Source organism: Bacillus sp. Root920 (assembly GCF_001429445.1).
GTDB lineage: Bacteria > Bacillota > Bacilli > Bacillales > Bacillaceae > Bacillus > Bacillus safensis.
This window is the reverse complement of the sequence record NZ_LMJV01000001.1, coordinates 1403482-1419746: the sequence shown is the minus strand read 5'-3', so window position 1 is coordinate 1419746 and position 16265 is coordinate 1403482. Positions and strand designations below refer to the sequence as shown.

At 42.5% G+C, this 16265-nt stretch carries 24 protein-coding genes and 1 riboswitch; of the genes, 9 read left to right on the top strand and 15 right to left on the bottom strand.

Features of this window, described 5'->3' with window-relative positions; genetic code table 11:
* Positions 1 to 52: 52 nt before the first annotated feature.
* A riboswitch (SAM riboswitch) is annotated at positions 53 to 174 on the bottom strand.
* Between the two features lie 221 nt (positions 175 to 395).
* Genes ASE42_RS06860 through ASE42_RS06850 form a run of 3 tightly spaced genes read left to right on the top strand, consistent with a single transcriptional unit; the run spans position 396 to position 2145 of the window.
* A complete protein-coding gene (locus ASE42_RS06860; RefSeq protein ID WP_056766180.1) occupies positions 396 to 1136 on the top strand; it encodes an alpha/beta hydrolase in 741 nt (246 codons plus the stop codon).
* A gap of 52 nt (positions 1137 to 1188) precedes the next feature.
* Complete coding sequence (locus ASE42_RS06855) at positions 1189 to 1704, top strand: YjcG family protein (protein WP_039177859.1); 516 nt, start codon at positions 1189 to 1191, stop codon at positions 1702 to 1704.
* 6 nt (positions 1705 to 1710) lie between these two features.
* On the top strand, positions 1711 to 2145 hold the full coding sequence (locus ASE42_RS06850; protein ID WP_024426455.1) for a GNAT family N-acetyltransferase: 435 nt from the start codon (positions 1711 to 1713) through the stop codon (positions 2143 to 2145).
* A gap of 82 nt (positions 2146 to 2227) precedes the next feature.
* Here ASE42_RS06850 and ASE42_RS06845 read toward each other — a convergent pair whose 3' ends face one another.
* The gene (locus tag ASE42_RS06845; protein WP_024425007.1) at positions 2228 to 2485 is read right to left on the bottom strand and encodes a hypothetical protein; all 258 of its coding nucleotides are present in this window, start codon (positions 2483 to 2485) and stop codon (positions 2228 to 2230) included.
* A gap of 126 nt (positions 2486 to 2611) precedes the next feature.
* Between ASE42_RS06845 and ASE42_RS06840 the strand changes: the two genes are divergently transcribed.
* Complete coding sequence (locus ASE42_RS06840; protein ID WP_056766177.1) at positions 2612 to 4924, top strand: UvrD-helicase domain-containing protein; 2313 nt, start codon at positions 2612 to 2614, stop codon at positions 4922 to 4924.
* 16 nt (positions 4925 to 4940) lie between these two features.
* On the opposite strand, the gene ASE42_RS06835 is transcribed toward ASE42_RS06840, so the two are convergent.
* From ASE42_RS06835 to ASE42_RS06825, 5 genes are all read right to left on the bottom strand, one after another.
* On the bottom strand, positions 4941 to 5198 hold the full coding sequence (locus tag ASE42_RS06835) for a stage VI sporulation protein F (RefSeq protein WP_008348417.1): 258 nt from the start codon (positions 5196 to 5198) through the stop codon (positions 4941 to 4943).
* 138 nt (positions 5199 to 5336) lie between these two features.
* A complete protein-coding gene (locus tag ASE42_RS18535; protein ID WP_024426457.1) occupies positions 5337 to 5474 on the bottom strand; it encodes a YjcZ family sporulation protein in 138 nt (45 codons plus the stop codon).
* A gap of 84 nt (positions 5475 to 5558) precedes the next feature.
* The gene (locus ASE42_RS06830; RefSeq protein ID WP_024426458.1) at positions 5559 to 5780 is read right to left on the bottom strand and encodes a hypothetical protein; all 222 of its coding nucleotides are present in this window, start codon (positions 5778 to 5780) and stop codon (positions 5559 to 5561) included.
* Between the two features lie 90 nt (positions 5781 to 5870).
* Positions 5871 to 5999, bottom strand: coding sequence for a hypothetical protein (locus tag ASE42_RS19340; protein WP_268414937.1), 129 nt, complete (start codon positions 5997 to 5999; stop codon positions 5871 to 5873).
* 71 nt (positions 6000 to 6070) lie between these two features.
* A complete protein-coding gene (locus ASE42_RS06825) occupies positions 6071 to 6421 on the bottom strand; it encodes a DUF1360 domain-containing protein (protein WP_034621823.1) in 351 nt (116 codons plus the stop codon).
* 168 nt (positions 6422 to 6589) lie between these two features.
* Here ASE42_RS06825 and ASE42_RS06820 point away from each other — a divergent pair, with 168 nt between their 5' ends.
* From ASE42_RS06820 to ASE42_RS06800, 5 genes are all read left to right on the top strand, one after another.
* Complete coding sequence (locus ASE42_RS06820) at positions 6590 to 6985, top strand: spore coat protein (protein ID WP_231506869.1); 396 nt, start codon at positions 6590 to 6592, stop codon at positions 6983 to 6985.
* 42 nt (positions 6986 to 7027) lie between these two features.
* Complete coding sequence (locus ASE42_RS06815) at positions 7028 to 7363, top strand: hypothetical protein (protein ID WP_024425013.1); 336 nt, start codon at positions 7028 to 7030, stop codon at positions 7361 to 7363.
* A gap of 88 nt (positions 7364 to 7451) precedes the next feature.
* Positions 7452 to 7946: a spore coat protein gene (locus tag ASE42_RS06810; RefSeq protein WP_025093420.1), complete on the top strand. Its 495-nt coding sequence runs from the start codon at positions 7452 to 7454 to the stop codon at positions 7944 to 7946.
* A gap of 146 nt (positions 7947 to 8092) precedes the next feature.
* Positions 8093 to 8584, top strand: coding sequence for a CotY/CotZ family spore coat protein (locus ASE42_RS06805; RefSeq protein WP_003211658.1), 492 nt, complete (start codon positions 8093 to 8095; stop codon positions 8582 to 8584).
* A 203-nt stretch (positions 8585 to 8787) separates the two neighbouring features.
* A complete protein-coding gene (locus tag ASE42_RS06800; protein WP_024425015.1) occupies positions 8788 to 9231 on the top strand; it encodes a CotY/CotZ family spore coat protein in 444 nt (147 codons plus the stop codon).
* 34 nt (positions 9232 to 9265) lie between these two features.
* Here ASE42_RS06800 and ASE42_RS06795 read toward each other — a convergent pair whose 3' ends face one another.
* The 9 genes from ASE42_RS06795 to tenA form a co-directional block, all read right to left on the bottom strand.
* Positions 9266 to 9952: a CotO family spore coat protein gene (locus tag ASE42_RS06795; protein WP_056766175.1), complete on the bottom strand. Its 687-nt coding sequence runs from the start codon at positions 9950 to 9952 to the stop codon at positions 9266 to 9268.
* A gap of 114 nt (positions 9953 to 10066) precedes the next feature.
* On the bottom strand, positions 10067 to 10843 hold the full coding sequence (gene fabI, locus ASE42_RS06790; RefSeq protein WP_024425017.1) for an enoyl-ACP reductase FabI: 777 nt from the start codon (positions 10841 to 10843) through the stop codon (positions 10067 to 10069).
* A gap of 153 nt (positions 10844 to 10996) precedes the next feature.
* Positions 10997 to 11800, bottom strand: coding sequence for a bifunctional hydroxymethylpyrimidine kinase/phosphomethylpyrimidine kinase (gene thiD / locus ASE42_RS06785; RefSeq protein WP_056766173.1), 804 nt, complete (start codon positions 11798 to 11800; stop codon positions 10997 to 10999).
* Between the two features lie 16 nt (positions 11801 to 11816).
* Complete coding sequence (locus ASE42_RS06780; RefSeq protein ID WP_056766171.1) at positions 11817 to 12830, bottom strand: thiazole biosynthesis adenylyltransferase ThiF; 1014 nt, start codon at positions 12828 to 12830, stop codon at positions 11817 to 11819.
* The gene (locus tag ASE42_RS06775) at positions 12827 to 13594 is read right to left on the bottom strand and encodes a thiazole synthase (protein WP_056766169.1); all 768 of its coding nucleotides are present in this window, start codon (positions 13592 to 13594) and stop codon (positions 12827 to 12829) included. The genes ASE42_RS06780 and ASE42_RS06775 overlap by 4 nt, the downstream gene beginning before the upstream one ends.
* Before the next feature lie 4 nt (positions 13595 to 13598).
* Positions 13599 to 13802 carry a sulfur carrier protein ThiS gene (gene thiS, locus ASE42_RS06770; protein ID WP_024426466.1) on the bottom strand — a complete coding sequence of 68 codons (204 nt, stop codon included), beginning with the start codon at positions 13800 to 13802 and terminating at the stop codon, positions 13599 to 13601.
* Entirely contained in the window at positions 13799 to 14911 is a 1113-nt protein-coding gene (gene thiO / locus ASE42_RS06765) for a glycine oxidase ThiO (protein ID WP_056766167.1), read from the bottom strand. Before thiO ends, thiS begins: the two co-directional genes overlap by 4 nt.
* Entirely contained in the window at positions 14895 to 15512 is a 618-nt protein-coding gene (gene tenI / locus ASE42_RS06760) for a thiazole tautomerase TenI (protein ID WP_025093426.1), read from the bottom strand. The genes thiO and tenI overlap by 17 nt, the downstream gene beginning before the upstream one ends.
* On the bottom strand, positions 15487 to 16197 hold the full coding sequence (gene tenA, locus ASE42_RS06755; RefSeq protein WP_024425024.1) for a thiaminase II: 711 nt from the start codon (positions 16195 to 16197) through the stop codon (positions 15487 to 15489). The genes tenI and tenA overlap by 26 nt, the downstream gene beginning before the upstream one ends.
* Positions 16198 to 16265 lie beyond the last annotated feature (68 nt).

Below are 16265 nucleotides of genomic sequence, written 5' to 3'. Positions count from 1 at the left end.
ATTTCAAAACAGAAAACCCCTTCTTCATAAGAAGAAGGGGTTTAATCGCTTCCTCTTATCTTCCAAGCAAAAAAGCTGCTTGCTGGATTTAGCACCTTGGTACATCACATGAAGTGATGCATACCGGTTGCTGAGGTTTCAAAGGGCCAGTCCCTCCACCTCTCACGATAAGAATGTGTTGTCTGTCTGTTCTAATTCTTAATACTGTAACCCATTAAATCTCATTTTTCAAGGGGAAATGTCATGATTAATTAAAATTTTCTGTATTTTATAACAGAATCGATGTTATACGGTTTGATTGCATGTTAGCATATAGGAACAACGCTGTTTTTCATGTTACAATGAATGGAAACGTTTCACTTTATGATGAATTTGGTTAGCTGGAGGAATGGATTATGGTGAAGAAAACAGGAATCATTCAAGAAGAAACCTTACACTCAAAAGAACTTGGGGCGGACATGACCATTTTGATCTATTTGCCAGTCAATTACTCCCCCCTTTATACATATCATGTCATCATTGCCCAGGATGGTCATGATTATTTCCGCCTAGGTAAAATAGGCAGACAGGCAGAAGAATTGATGCAAAACAAAGAAATGGAACGCTCGATTATCATTGGTGTTCCTTATGAAAATGTCACGGAAAGACGGAACACGTATCATCCAGACGGTACAAAGTTTGAAGCGTATAAACGCTTTTTAGCAAATGAACTGGTTCCTTATATTGATAAACACTTTCCAACCTATCAAATTGGATCAGGACGTACGTTTATTGGTGATTCACTTGGTGCGACGATTTCCCTTATGACAGCCATTGATTATCCTTCTTTATTCGGCGGGCTGATTTTGCAGTCCCCTTACGTTGACGAGTCGGTTCTAGAAGCCGTCAAACAGTCGACAGCCCTTTCTCATTATGCCATTATCCATCAAATTGGGCTTGAGGAAACCGCTGTGAAAACAACAGATGGCCAGGTGCTTGATTTTGTTCAGCCGAACGAAGATTTAAAGGCCCTTCTTGAACAAACTGGTGCGGATTATTTATTTGAGACATTCGAAGGGGATCATAAATGGACGTTTTGGCAGCCGCTTATTGCGCCTTCGTTAAAAAGAATGCTCCCATATTCGTTAATCAACTGAATTTTGTTATAATAAACAATAATAAATACTTTCTTATTCAGGAGGGAACATGATGAAATACGGAGTTGTTATATTTCCATCAAAAAAATTGCAAGATATTGCGAACTCTTACCGGAAGCGTTATGATCCGAACTATGCACTCATACCGCCTCATTTAACATTAAGAACACCTTTTGAATTAACGGATCTAGAAGCGGCTGAGGTCGTCTCAACGTTAAGAGATTATGCAAAAAATGCTTCTCCTATTACGTTACGTATTAAAAAATTCAGTTCATTCGCTCCTGTAAACAACGTCATTTATATGAAAGTAGAACCGAACGAGGACATCATGGCGCTCAATGAAAGATTGTACGCAGAGCCACTTGCTGGTACACCTGAATATGCCTTCGTTCCGCATGTGACAGTGGCTCAAAAACTATCAGATGATGAGCATTCAGACGTACTTGGTACATTAAAGCTGAGAAAGATTGACCATGAAGAAACAGTGGATCGCTTCCACCTTTTATATCAATTAGAAAACGGATCTTGGACCGTCTACGAAACATTTATTTTAGGAGAAGAGGGTTAAAGACATTTGAAAACAGTCATCGCAACAGAACAAACACAACGAGAAGATGCATACTACGTTCGAAAAGAAGTATTCGTAAAAGAACAAGAAGTTCCAGTAGAGATAGAAATAGATGAACTAGAGGACAAAGCCACCCATTTTGTCATTTACAATGATGACAAAAAACCTCAGGCGGCCGCTAGACTGCGGATCATTGAGGGATCAAAGGCAAAGCTTGAACGCATTTGTGTGTTAAAAGAGGCGCGCTCTTTCGGCCTTGGCCACAAACTATTAGAGGCGCTAGAAACAGAAGCGATTGCAAATGGAGCAAAAGAAGCGGTGATGCATGCCCAAGTCCAAGCTCTTCCTTTCTACGAAAAGAAAGGCTACAAAGCGGTTTCTGAACCGTTTGAAGAAGCAGGGATCACACATGTCAAAATGACAAAAACGCTGTCTGTTTGATCAAAAGAAAAGCCAGAGCATTCAAGATGCTCTGGCTTTTTCTTTTTCATTATCGTTCGCCACAGGAAGAAAGCGCAATCATTTATATATACGTATTGATATGAATGCCCTTGCCTTCCTCCATAAACATATCTCGTACAAAGCGTTCCCGCTTTTTTTGCTGTACTTTCGTTTCCGCTTCTGTCACTAAGTCCTCTTTTTTCTCCAGCTCTCTGTATATCTTGTCATGAAAGGTGCGAGTAACCTTTGTTACTTTCGCATAGTCTTCTTTATCTTGAGGAGCTGGACGATTGATATATTGAAAATACAGATCCGGCTGAATCGGGGCTATATATCCCATCAAGAACGCCTCCTTTGCTTCTCTTCTATTCTACTATTCCCTAATTATGACTGTTTGAAACACGCCTCATTTGATATGATTAGATGTGTTTCGTTTTAAGATTGATTGACTATTGGAGGACTAGCTTTGAAATGCGCACGACGACATGATCGAACGATCTCATTACATACGTATTCGAGAGAACACTATCAATTCCTCCATGACGAGGGAAAAAAAGGACAATTATTCTGCCCATATTGCGGACAACCGGTCTTTTTTAGATTAAATATACATGATGAACCTGCCTTTATTCATAAGCACATATCTCAGCAAGAGATTTGTGAAAAAGCTGAAGAACAAGCAGATCATCATCAAACGGCTGAACAAGAGGAAAAGGCTTCCTATAAAGAACTTGGCGGCTTCCGTTTTCCAACCGGCAAACAGATCATCTCGCAAACGAGCGAATCATATGACTGGCAGGAACCAAGGTCGATTCAATTTAGCGACGCCTTACATTTAGAAGAGAATGAAGAAGTTCATACGATCGACCTCTTCCCGCATATCACCTTTAGCACACCGCAGCTTCAAGCTGTCACACATTTAGATGGTCCGATGCTTGTGCTGGCTGGTGCCGGCAGCGGGAAAACAAGAGTCCTGACGGCTAGAGCGGCTTATCTCATGTCCCATCATCATATTCCTGCTCACCATATTTTACTCGTAACTTTCACCACAAAAGCGAGCAATGAGATGAAAGAAAGACTGCGCAAGCAATACCAGCTTCATCCTTCACAAGCCAGCCAAGTAGTGACAGGCACCTTCCACAGTCTTTTTTATAAAATGCTGCTTCACGATGACGCAAACAAATGGAACGGCCAGCATCTGATCAAGTTTGACTGGCAAAAGGAGCAATACATTCGAAAAGCCATTATGAATGAAGGACTTGATGAGAAAGACTATCCTACCGATCAAGTACTGCAATCGATCGGCTATTGGAAAAATGCCTTTTTACCAGGTGAACTTCCTGATTTGAAAGATGAAAAGGAAAAACACATGTGGACGATCTATCAATCATATGAACAGCAAAAACGAGATCATCAGCAATTTGACTTTGATGATATGGCGATTGCCTGCTTACATATGCTCACAGAACAGCCAGAACTGCTAAAACGGTATCAAGAACGATTCCAATATATTTTAGTGGATGAATTTCAGGATATTAATCCAGTGCAATATCAATTAATTCAGCTTTTAGCCGGAGAATCAGAGCAGTTATTTTGTGTAGGCGATGATGATCAAGCCATTTACGCTTTTAGAGGGAGCAATCCTGCTTTCATTCTTGAATTCAAACAGGACTATCCTTCGGCTCAGATCGTCCATTTACATGCGAATTACCGGTCTCACCATACGATTGTCGCAAGTGCTGATGCGATTATTAAGAAAAATCAGCATCGTTATGAGAAGACGTTAAAAGCCGTGCGCGCGGAGAAAATTCCTCCGACGCTCTTCTATCCATATGACGAAGAAGAGGAAGCGACCATGATTGTCGCAGATATTCAGGAGAAAATTAAAAATGGTGCAAAGCCGAATGACTTCTGCGTGCTGTTTCGAACGAATACAGGCGGCCGTGCGATTTATGAACGGCTGCATCAATCGGCGATTCCATATGAGACGGATGCTGGCGTCAAAGCCTTCTACAGCAGACGAATGGTTCGGGTTCTTCTCGCCTTTCTTTCCTTAAGTCAGGATGCAGATGATGTGGCCGCCATAAAACAGCTGCTGCCGGTTTTCTTTTTAAAGCAGCAAACCCTGAATACACTAAAGGCACTGACCATCACAGAAGATTGCTCAATGGTAGAAGCGCTCGGAAAACTGACAGATATACAGCCGTTTCAACGGAAAAAGCTACAATCAATCGTTCCTTTGTTCCGAACGTTACGGACGTTAAAGCCATCGGACGCGGTGACATTTATTGAACAAAAGATGGGACTCGGGGATTATTTAAAAAAACGGGTGAACGATACGAATGTACTTGAAAAAGGAGCGGATGATGTACGTGATGTGAAAACAGCCGCCAAACGCTTTGAAACGATTGAAGCCTTTCTTGCACATGCCGAACATATGAAGTCTGCCGAAAAGGAAAAAACAGCTGAATCCGGTGTTCAGCTCATGACGATCCACCGTGCAAAGGGACTTGAATTCCAGACCGTATACATCACTTGTGTGGTCGACGGAGCACTCCCTCATGATTTCTCACTGGATGAACTCAGAAACGGCCATGAAGAAGCACTGGAAGAAGAGCGCCGTTTATTATACGTGGCCATGACAAGAGCAGAACAGTCTCTTTATCTGTCTGTTCCATCATTTAGACGAGGAAAAACGGCTCATCGTTCTCGCTTTTTGTATCCTCTTCTAAAGAAAAACCGTGAATTATTTACGCAAAAACAACAGGCCCCCCTTTGAACGGAGAGCCTGTTGTTTATTTTTTGTTGTTCATCATTTTAGCGATTGTATTGAAATCAAGCTTTTCTTTTCCACTTGTAATCGATTGAACGATTTTGTCTTCCATTTCTTTAGGTACACGTTTGTTCGCAAGCTGCGCTACTTTTTTAATGACACCTCGAACGGTATTCTCATCTTTAAAGTTGGCATTTTGCAAAGAGCCTGCAAGTTTAAACACATCATTCATATTCACACCGGTTTTGTTTTCTACGCTTTTAAAGAATTTATTATCCATTCATTTGCCTCCTCTTTGTGGAGTAATCACTTTACTATATGAAAATAGGCGGGATATGTGCCTATCCTAAAGCCTTGATTGACCAAAGAGAAAGGAAAGCAAAAGGCTTCCCCCTTGCTTCCCTCACCTTCTTACTGTTTAGTAGTTAAAGAAAGAAGCACCAACGATGATTAAAAGGATGAAAAGCACGACAACAAGAACAAATGTTGATCCATATCCGCCGCCGTAGCCTCCACCGTAGCCGCCGCAAGAACCGCCACCGTAACCGTAACTCATATTTAAGCACCTCCTCTTCTCCCTTACAAAGTATGAAAAATGCAAGAAATGGTTTGGACGATCACATAAAAAAGTGCGGAATTTTTATTTCTGCTGTTTAAAGATGTAATCTGCCTCTCTATGACGCACCATGAATGCTTCTGTTTCTTTCGCAAAAGCCTCCATCTTCACGCCAAATGCTTTTAAGTGCTCCTCAAGATCATTCGCTTTATCCGTTAGATCCATTTCAGCCTTTTCGTGCGCTTGTTCTTTCCCATCATGGGGTTTAGTGAACAAGGAACCGATTAATTGTTCGAATGCATCCATTCTGGTCACCCCTTCTCTCTTACATATGCACCACTCAAAAAAAGGGCAACAAAAAAACCGGATAAATCCGGCTTTTGTTTTTCTCTTCTATTATTGAGGTTTCTTTTTGTTTCCACAGCCGCAGCCATTTTTCTTGATTTTCTTCGTATATATAGATTGTTGATTTGACTGCGCTGGATAACCTTGAAGCATATGTGACGGTGTTTCAGTTGGTTTCATCGCAACCCTTCCTTTCCTATTCCATGATAGTATATGCATTTATTGAAAGCGTGTCTGATCAGAATGCCTGTTTATTTCACAAGCTTCGAGACGATCGCTTCAATGATGCCTGCTGCTGCGGCAATCGCTAATAGTAAATTAAGCCACATGCTGATGACAGGAAAAAGTATGTATATCAGAAGCAAGGCAGCAGTGCACCATATGCCAGTACACCAATAACAGCTTAACAGTTCTCCAACCCAAGACCGCAGTCCTTCCCCTTTAATGATGATATATGTTTCGACCTCACCTTGTTCGTTTACCTCTTCCTGTTCTTCATGAAATAGACGGCGGAATGGCGCAGTAATGGTATCAAACACAATCAGTCTCGTCAGTCTAAAGGATGCGAGGGCAAACACGACAAATGACAAAGCACCGCTCAGGGAGCCTCCACCTCCTTCTTTCTTCTTTTTCCGTCCTTTCTTTATATATGCAAGAAAAAAGACCGTCATGATGAATCGAGCGGAAATAAAATTGGGTTGTACTTTTTCACACTTTCCGATTCCACCTTGCGTCCTTGTTGCATTAAATAATGTATAGATAAGAAAGGAGTGAAAGTATTGTCTATTGAAGAAAGTGCTGAAACATTATATACACAACTGTTAAACGAATTAATCAGCAATTATGATGATTTCATTGAGATCAAAGATTCCGAAAATGTCACAATTCATAAAACAGATGTAACAGCCGCACTCTCCCTTCAAGCGACCGTAACGACAATCATTACTCTTTTAATCCAAATTCTTGTACCAGACGATGAATTGGCTGCTGACATCACAGACCAGCTTTTATCCACACAACAAGTGGAAGTCCAAAAGAAAACTGTGATTCAAATCATCAACTGCTATAACATTACGATTACATTATCAGATGCATCCATTATGAACTCCGTCCAAATTCTCACTCAAACATTGAATGTGCTCTTAGTTGAAGCCGGCATTCTTTGACCCTTTCTTTTTCTAATGACGTATGAAAGAGGTGAAATCATCGTGGCTGAAGAGAACGAAAAAAAGGAGTTTCAAATCAATACTGATATTGACCCATTAACAAGTCTTCTTGTCAGTGATGTGTTAAACAAAAACAATATCACTGATGATCAGAAAGCAAAAATTTCAGACGATCAAAGAAGAATGATTTTGAAATTAGTCGAGGACTTACAAAAGAAAGCAAATGATTTCGTAGAACAGCAGCAGGAGAAAAAAAGGCAGGCTGAGGCAGCAAAACAGCCGGAAGAAGTAGTGCCTGAACCAAAAGTACGTCCAAATCGAAACTCACTTCGAAATCGTATTCAGCAGCGTCGTAATGCGCAGCGTAATAACGATTAAATAAAAATGGGTTGCCTGCTAGGGTAAATGCCCGAGACAAAACCACGCATTCCAGCATTTAATAAAGTAAACGGAAGGAGGAATAGAAATGGATTCTAAACCATATTCTTGGGTCGCTCTAGATCGTAACTGTACACACCACGGACACCACAGACACCACGACGATTGCAATTATGAAAGAAAAGCACTTTGTGACGACTATTATGATGATGAAGATGTCTTACAAGACTTGGATCAAGTAAGCTTCACAAAGCAGACATCTGAGGAAGTCATTATCGTCAGAGACTCTTGTGACATTAACGTATCTTCTGTCGATGCACAGGTTGCAGCATCTATCCAAGTAGCGATTCAAACAGCGATCATCACCATTACAAATATCTCAATCGCAGACGGTGATTTGGCAGACCGCGTCACGCAGGATCTCTTACAAGCAGCTACTCACAAACAAACAAACCGCCAAAAACTTGTCATCGAAAATTCAAGAAACGTTACAGTCTCTACAATCGATGCGGACATCTCTATCGCAATCCAAACACTTACACAAACACTTGTTGCGACAATCGTTGCAATCGGTATCCTCTAATGTCCAAAAGCAGAGCGAAAAGCTCTGCTTTTCCTTTTATAAAAATACAACAAATATAAATGGTCATTTACCCACACCAACTAGAGGGCGCATACATATGTTGTTAAGGACTAAAGTCAAATACCTTGTTAAAGGAGCTGAAATCCATGAGCTGCGGAAAACACCATGGCCGACATGATGAAAACTGTGTATGCGATGCGGTTGATAAGATTTTAGCAGAGCAGGAAGCTGTAGAAGATAAATGTCCTACGAGCTGCTACAGTAATTTATTAAGCCCAACAGTTTCTGGAAAAGATACGATTCCGTTTTTACTTTTTGATAAAAAGGGCGGGTTGTTCTCTACTTTCGGAAACATTGGAGGATTCGTTGACGATTGCCAATGCTTCGAATCTATTTTCTTCCGGGTTGAAAAATTACACGACTGCTGTGCTACGTTATCTGTATTAAGACCTGTTGATGTACACGGACATACGCTGAGCGTGTGTCACCCTTGTGACCCTGACTTCTTTGGTCTAGAAAAAACGGACTTTTGTATTGAGGTTGATTTAAACTGCTTCTGCGCAATCCAATGCTTAAACCCAGAGCTTGTCGACAGAGTCATGCCATCGAAAGATAAAAAGCATCATCACCACGGCTAAATCAACAGGCCGCTGATCTAACTTGTCATAAGTCAAAGCATCCCCTTCCTCACGAATGACAGCCAATCATGCGGAGCAGTCAGCATAAGAAGCGGCCGCTTCCGCATTGGTTAAAAGTAGATGCACGAGCCGGCAAAGATAGCTTGTAGATGATGACAGTGCTCAAACACTCAAACAAATTTCCTAGTATAGGAGGGTTGAATATGAGCCGCAACCATTCATGGAGCTGTGTAACAGAGGCTGTTGAAAACATTAGCGACTTGCAAAATGCTGTCAAAGAAGAGTGCCCGACAAGCTGTTACAGCAATCTCCTTTCTCCATCACATTCATTAGGTGACACTGTCCCGTTTGTTCTCTTTACATCCAAATCAAAACCATTCGTCGCATTCGGAAACGTCGGAGAAGTAGATCCAGGCCCTTGCTTCAGCACTGCATTTTTCAGAGTCGAACATATCTGTGATCACTGTGCAACACTCAGCTTGCTTATCGCATTTGACAAAGACCGTCATATTTTAGATTTTACAGATAAAGATTCCTTATGTGATGTGTTCCGATTAGAAAAATCGAAATATTGCATTGAAGTAGACCTTGACTGCTTCTGCGCAATCGAGTGCCTAAACCCACGACTCATCAATCGTAACTGCTAACAAAAAAGTCCCTATAAGGGACTTTTTTTATTAGTTAAAAACCTAGCGGATGGATGGAAGTAATCTCAGCAATCGCTAATTCGACTGGATTTCCCCCACCTGCTGTACGAATGATCACAGTATCATCTTTTCGATCCATGATGATTCCTCTATATGTTTTACCATCAGCTTCAATCAGACAAAGAGCTCTTGGCATATTATGAGGCAGTCTTGTGAGAAAATCGACTTTTTCATCAATACTCATCTGACTTAAAGGCTTTTTCACTCGTTTTCTTCTTGGTTCTTCTTTTGTTTCATGAAAGACACCTTCTGGCTGATTTCCCTCTTCTTCTTGAGGCTCTCGCTTTTGTATGAGCTCTGGTTCTTGTGTGATTTCTTGTTCCTGTGTACGTTCGGCTTCTTGTGTATCCTCTTGTTCCTGTGTAGCCTCTGCTTCTTGTGTGATCTCTTGTTCTTCTGTAAACTCAGATTCGTTTGTCATATCTCGTTCTTGTTGAAGTTTAGGCGGCTCGGCTTCTTTTTTATGCTCTATTTCTTGAGCGGCAGGTTCCTCCTGCGTGCTTTCTTTGATCACATCTTTTGCATTGGTCTCACTTTCTGGCTGTTTTTCTGATTTCTTTCGCTTTCTCACAATATTTTGCATGGCCGGCTTTGATTCTTGATAGCTCGGCTGAACAATATACATCAGCGGCTTTTGATTCTCATCACCTTTATTTGACATACTAATCCCTCCCGAATGATTCATTCCTTATATATATGAACGGAGGCCTCAAATCAGAAGAAAAATAAAAAAACAGCATACCCTTCATCGGTATGCTGCAAGTCATGTATTCGTTTAGCGGGCAATGATATGGAAGCCGGAATCAACATGCAGATTCTCACCTGTCATGCCGCGAGATAGATCACTGAATAAGAATAGAGCTGTATCGCCAACTTCTTCAGGAGTTGTTGTACGGCGGAGCGGTGCACGCTCTTCAATATCCTTCAGAATGGTATTAAAGCCGCTGATGCCCTTTGCAGATAACGTACGAATAGGACCAGCAGAAATACTATTCACGCGGATACCTTCTGCGCCTAAATCAGCTGCTAAATATTTCACACTTGCTTCAAGTGATGCTTTCGCTACACCCATTACGTTGTAGTTTGATACAACACGCTCTCCGCCTAGGTATGTAAGCGTCACAATGCTTCCACCCTCTGTCATCAATGGACGTGCTGCTTTGGCTACAGCAGTTAATGAGTATGCACTAATGTTGTGCGCCAAAAGGAAACCTTCACGGTTCGTGTTCAAGTATTCGCCAACAAGCTCTTCCTTGTTTGCAAATGCAATGGCATGCGCAACGCCATGAATGACTTGTACTTTTTCTTTAATTGCAGCGAAACATTTTTCGATTTCTTCGTCACTTGTCACGTCACATGGAAGAATAATTGAATCATCACGCTCAAGTGTGCTTGCCAGCTCTTTTACCGATTCAGCAAGACGATCTCCAACATAAGTAAAAATCAAACGAGCTCCAGCTTCATGAAGTGAGCGGGCAATTCCCCAAGCGATGCTTCGTTTATTGGCAACACCCATAACCACGATATTACGGCCTTCTAAAGAAAAGTTCATATGTAATAAAGCCTCCTATTTTTTCAAGACATAGTATTAGTACCTGATCATAATATTATCACAGATCATAAGAGAATGACAATTTCCGCTGAAAGAAAGTTTCATTTTCGCGAAAAAACCGTCTTCATAAGTGAAGACGGTTCGATTCCTTTATCATTTGATTCTGTTTTGCTGATAAGCAAAATGGTTCGTAGGTCCGTGTCCAGATCCAATACGCAAAGGGAATTTAATGGCTTCATGAACAAAGGTTTCTGCTGTTTCAAAGGCTTCCTGCATCGAATATCCTTTCGCAATTTCAGCTGTTAATGCTGCTGCAAACGTGCAGCCTGTGCCATGTGTATGCGGTGTATCAATATGTTCATTTGTGACTTCAATAAAGCCTTTTCCATCATACAGCAGGTCTGTAATCATCCCATCAGATGGACCATGGCCGCCTTTAATCACGACATGTTTCGTACCTAGCTCATAAAGGTGCTCCGCTGCCACATAACGGTCCTTTTTCGTCTGAATTTGTATCCCTGTCAGTACTTCTGCCTCAGGAAGATTCGGCGTTACAGCATAGCTGACAGGCAGCAAGTGTGTTTTCATCGCAGCGACCGCATCTTCATTTAATAAAGAGGCCCCTCCTTTTGCGATCATGACTGGATCTACAATCAGCTTCATATCATATTGAACCGTTTTTTCAGCTACAATCTTGATCATGTCTGCACTCCACAGCATCCCTGTTTTGACGGCATCTGGCGGTAAGTCTTCTGCCACTGCATCTATTTGACGCTCTAACGCCTCAATTGAAAGCGGGTATATCCCGTGAACACCTAGTGTGTTTTGCGCAGTAATCGCTGTGATCGCAGACATTCCGTACACACCGAGCTCCTGAAAAGTTTTCAAATCTGCCTGAATACCTGCTCCGCCGCCAGAATCAGAACCCGCGATTGTGAATGCTTTTTTGATCGTCATTTCTTCACACCTCTCATTAGCCAATCCATTGATGATAAATGGTTCTTGCTTTGGCAATATCATTCGTACCATGAACAAGCGCTCTGCCATCTTTAAATAAGACAAGCTTAAACTCATCCTTTTGACACGAAAGCAAATATGGATTTTCAAGCACATCCATTCCTGCTTTCTTTAACCGAAGAGCTACTTCATGTAAAGGCGGCGGTGTTTCTGCTGCACTGCGGATTTGTACCGTATTGCGGCCGCATAGTACATCTGCCTTCGCTCTCCTGTCATATGAAAGAAATGGATAGGTCTTCAGTCCACAGCTTGGACATTGCTTCTTCTTTAAAGACGCGGCCGACCGAATGTCAGAGCGTTCATTTTTCCATAAATCGAAGGATTTTAAAATTGGCGTCACTTGATGTCCTGTTAAATATTTAAGTGCATCTGCCACTTGATATGCGGCTACCTGCTGCACAACTGGACTAATGATACCTGCTGTATCACATGTCATGCCTTGGGCGGGCAAATGTTCAAGCAGACAGTGTAAACACGGCGTCTCACCAGGGATCACTGTGAATTGAATGCCATAACTGGCGACACAGGCCCCATAAAGGAACGGTATTTGATGTTTGACAGCGGCATCATTTGCTATCATTCTTACCTCAAAGTTATCCGCTGCATCGACAATGATTGAAGCCTCACTGACAAGTTCGTCAATATTGTGAGCAGTCACATCGATCACGATTCCTTTGATGTGCACGTCACTGTTTACTTGCTTGAGTCTTTTTTCAGCCGCCACAGCTTTTGGCAGCCGATCCTTCACGTCTTGCTCCGTGTAAAGCTGCTGACGCTGAAGGTTGCTCCATTCAATATAATCTCGGTCCAAAATGGTGACAGAACCAACGCCGGCACGAACGAGCATTTCAGCACTGGCGGTTCCAAGTGCCCCCGCTCCAATAATGACCGCCTTTGAGTCATTTAGCCGCTTTTGTCCCTCTGTTCCAATTGGCTGAAAAAGCTCTTGGCGTGAATAACGAGTGCTCAAAATGTCGGCATTCCTTCCTGTGGACTGCTCGCTGTCCCATAGCTTTTCAGCGGAATACGTCCTGCCTCATAGCCTAGTCTTCCTGATTCAATCGCGAGTTTCATTGCTTTTGCCATTTTCACAGGATCCTTTGCACCAGAGACAGCGGTATTTAGTAATACAGCGTCTGCTCCAAGCTCCATCGCATAAGCTGCATCTTTTGGAGAACCTACGCCAGCATCAATAATGACCGGCACCTTCGCCTGCTCAATAATAAATGAGAGATTCAAAGGATTTAGTAAGCCTTGGCCTGAACCAATCGGTGAAGCACCAGGCATGATAGCATGGACACCGAGTTCTTCTAATTTTCTTGCCAGCACCACATCATCAGATGTATATGGCAGCACGATAAATCCTTCTTCGAGCAGCATTTCAGATGCTTTTAATGTTTCAACTGGATCTGGCAGAAGAGACCTTGAACAGCCAATGACTTCTACCTTGATCATGTCACAAAGCCCAGAAGCCTTTGCTAAACGGGCAATACGCACTGCCTCTTCTGCTGTACTTGCTCCAGCTGTATTCGGAAGCAGCGTATATTTTGATAAATCAAGCTGCTCCAAAAAATTAGGCTGAGATGCTTCGAATATGTTCATTCTTCTGACGGCAAAGGTTAAAATTTCGGCTTCCGATACGTTCACCGCTTCTTTTTGAACCTCAAATGATGGGTACTTTCCTGTTCCGAGTAATAGTCTTGATGTGAATGTTTTTCCGCCAATGTGCAGCATTGGATCATCCTCCTCCTACGAAATGAACGATTTCAATCGTGTCATTTGGTTGAATTTCTACTTGTTGAAACGCTTCTTTATCAATGATTTCATGGTTCTTTTCAACGATCACCACACGGTTTTCAAGCTGATAGGCTGATAGCAGATCATAAATCGTTCCATTCTCTTGATCGAAATCAACGATTCTGCCATTCAATTGAATCTTCATACGAATAGTGCCTCCTTTCGTCCAATACGAAACGCGTGAAGCCATTCCTCTTTGACCGGTTCGTCTAATATCAGGTCACGAATGATTTCTCCAGTAATCGGCGCAAGTAAAATGCCATTCCTGTAATGCCCTGCAGCAAAAAGAATACGCTTGTCTTCTGGATGTCTTCCGATATAAGGATGCCGGTCGTTTGTCGCCGGACGAAGGCCTGCCCAGCACTCTTCAATCGGCATCTCCTTAATAGAAGGCATAAGCTGAGACGCCTTTTGAATCACAGCTTCCATGCCGCCAAGCGTTGGAACAGCCTGCCACTCGTTTGCCTTCATTGTTGCGCCGATAACAAGCTTTCCGCTATCTCGCTGAACGATATAACAATGATCATGATAAATGGTGTGTGCGAGCGCCGGACCATTATTCCATACAGACACACATTCCCCTTTTACTGGATAAAGAGAATGAGATAATCCGAGTTCTTCAAAAAAACGGCCAGACCATACACCACTTGCGACTGTCAGGTCATCACATGTGAATGTGCCCTTCGTTGTTCTGACAGTTAACGCTTCTTTGTCCCGCTTCACTTCGATCACAGGTGTACACTCTTTCACATCTGCCCCGTACCGGACAGCCGCCTGCCATAAAGCCCTGCATACAGCGTAAGGTTCCACATGCACATCCTCTTCAATCAAACCTGCTCCCAGCATGTGATCTGTAACTTGAGGCATGCATTTTTTTACGCTGCTTGCGTCAAGCCATTTAAATGTAGACAAATGCTGCATCCGGCAAAGGGCTTGTTTCTCTTCTTCTGTAAAGGCGACCTTCATGATACCGCCCGCTGAAGTTCGAATATCAATGCCTGATTCATGCAGAAGATCGACTTTTAATTTTTCGTACAATGCCTGGCTTGCTCTGCCTGCCTTAAAGAAAACATCCTCATGACCTTCTCCTTCAGCATGTGCACCGAGCATCCCGGCAGCCGCACTTGTCGTTTGCTTCCCTATCTCATTCGCTTCAAATAAGACCACCTGTTTTCCTGCTTTTGCAAGGTGATAGGCGATGGAGACCCCTATGATTCCACCACCAATGATTGCAACGTCATAATGCTTTTTCATAAGGATTCTCCTTTACCTTTTCAGAAAATGCTTGTGCCATCATACGCGGCTGATGATGAGCAAAAATCCCAGACATGACAGCAATTCCTTTCACATTTGCTTGTTTCAATTCTGGAACTCGTTCTGGGGTCACCCCGCCGATGGCCACCACTGGAATCGTTAGTGCAGAAGTCAGTTCTTTCACAAGATGTACACCTCTTGCCTGAAGTCCTGGTTTACAAGAGGTAGCATATATGTGCCCAAACATGACATACTCTGCTCCATTTTTCTCTGCTGCTTTCGCTTCTTCTATCGAATGGACAGATACTCCCGCATGAAGGTGAGGAAATTTTTTTCGCAGTTCTTTTGGCGAAAAGCTGTGGCCCGGGAGATGCACCCTGTGAATATTGGTAAGCAGTGCAACGTCTACGCGGTCATTGATTACGAGCTTTTCTTTCGGTACACCTTCTAAAAGGAGATTCTTCACGAGATCAACAAGCTCACTTGCTGTTTTAGACCGTTCCCGAATATGAATAAAATCCACTTCAGACGCTATGGCTTTTATTTGTTTGATCAGTTCACCCGCAGGAATGGAATCATTTGTCACTGCGTGGAGTTCCATTTGCACCAACCCCATCTAAGCATGCTGTTTGCCACATTTCTTTTTGATACGCCATCTCCCAAAAGTGATATTCGTAATAGCTTGAAATCACAAAATTTTCTTTCATATTGGCCCGTACATGGTCTGGTGCTTTTTCTGCTAGTTCATCAAAGCGATTCACTTGTTCAAAGACGAGTTCCTTAAACCAATCGCCTCCGTATGTCAAAATCCATTCTTGGTAAATTGGATGGTCAGGTGTTGTTTGTTTCAGCTTTTCACCTACCTCATAATAGAGCCAGTAACACGGTAATAGCGCGGCTAAAATCTCTTCAAACCGTCCGCTTTTTACAGATCGGTACATATGAGAGGTATACGCATAAGCAGTGGGAGAAGGCTTAAAGTTCTCAATGGCTTCATCAGAAATTTGCAGAAGCTCTGTAAATTTCCGATGCAGCGACAGCTCTGCTTCATACGTGCCCTGGGCATGATACGCCATTCTGCCCGTCGTATGTAAGTCCTCACTGATCGCCGCTCCATATGCCTGCACCTTTGCAAAATGAGTTAAATAATAAGAATCCTGCATCACGTAATAGGTGAAACGATCGAGTGAAAGTGTGCCATCTCCAATCCCTTTGACAAAAGGATGTGTAAAGCTTCCATTCCACCATGTTGCTGCAGCCTCTTTACATTCTGTTGAAAACGTCATGTTCCTCTCCTCCTGTTTTTCCATATAAAAAAGCCACTTTCCGCGTGGAAAGTGGCTTGGAATTTGTA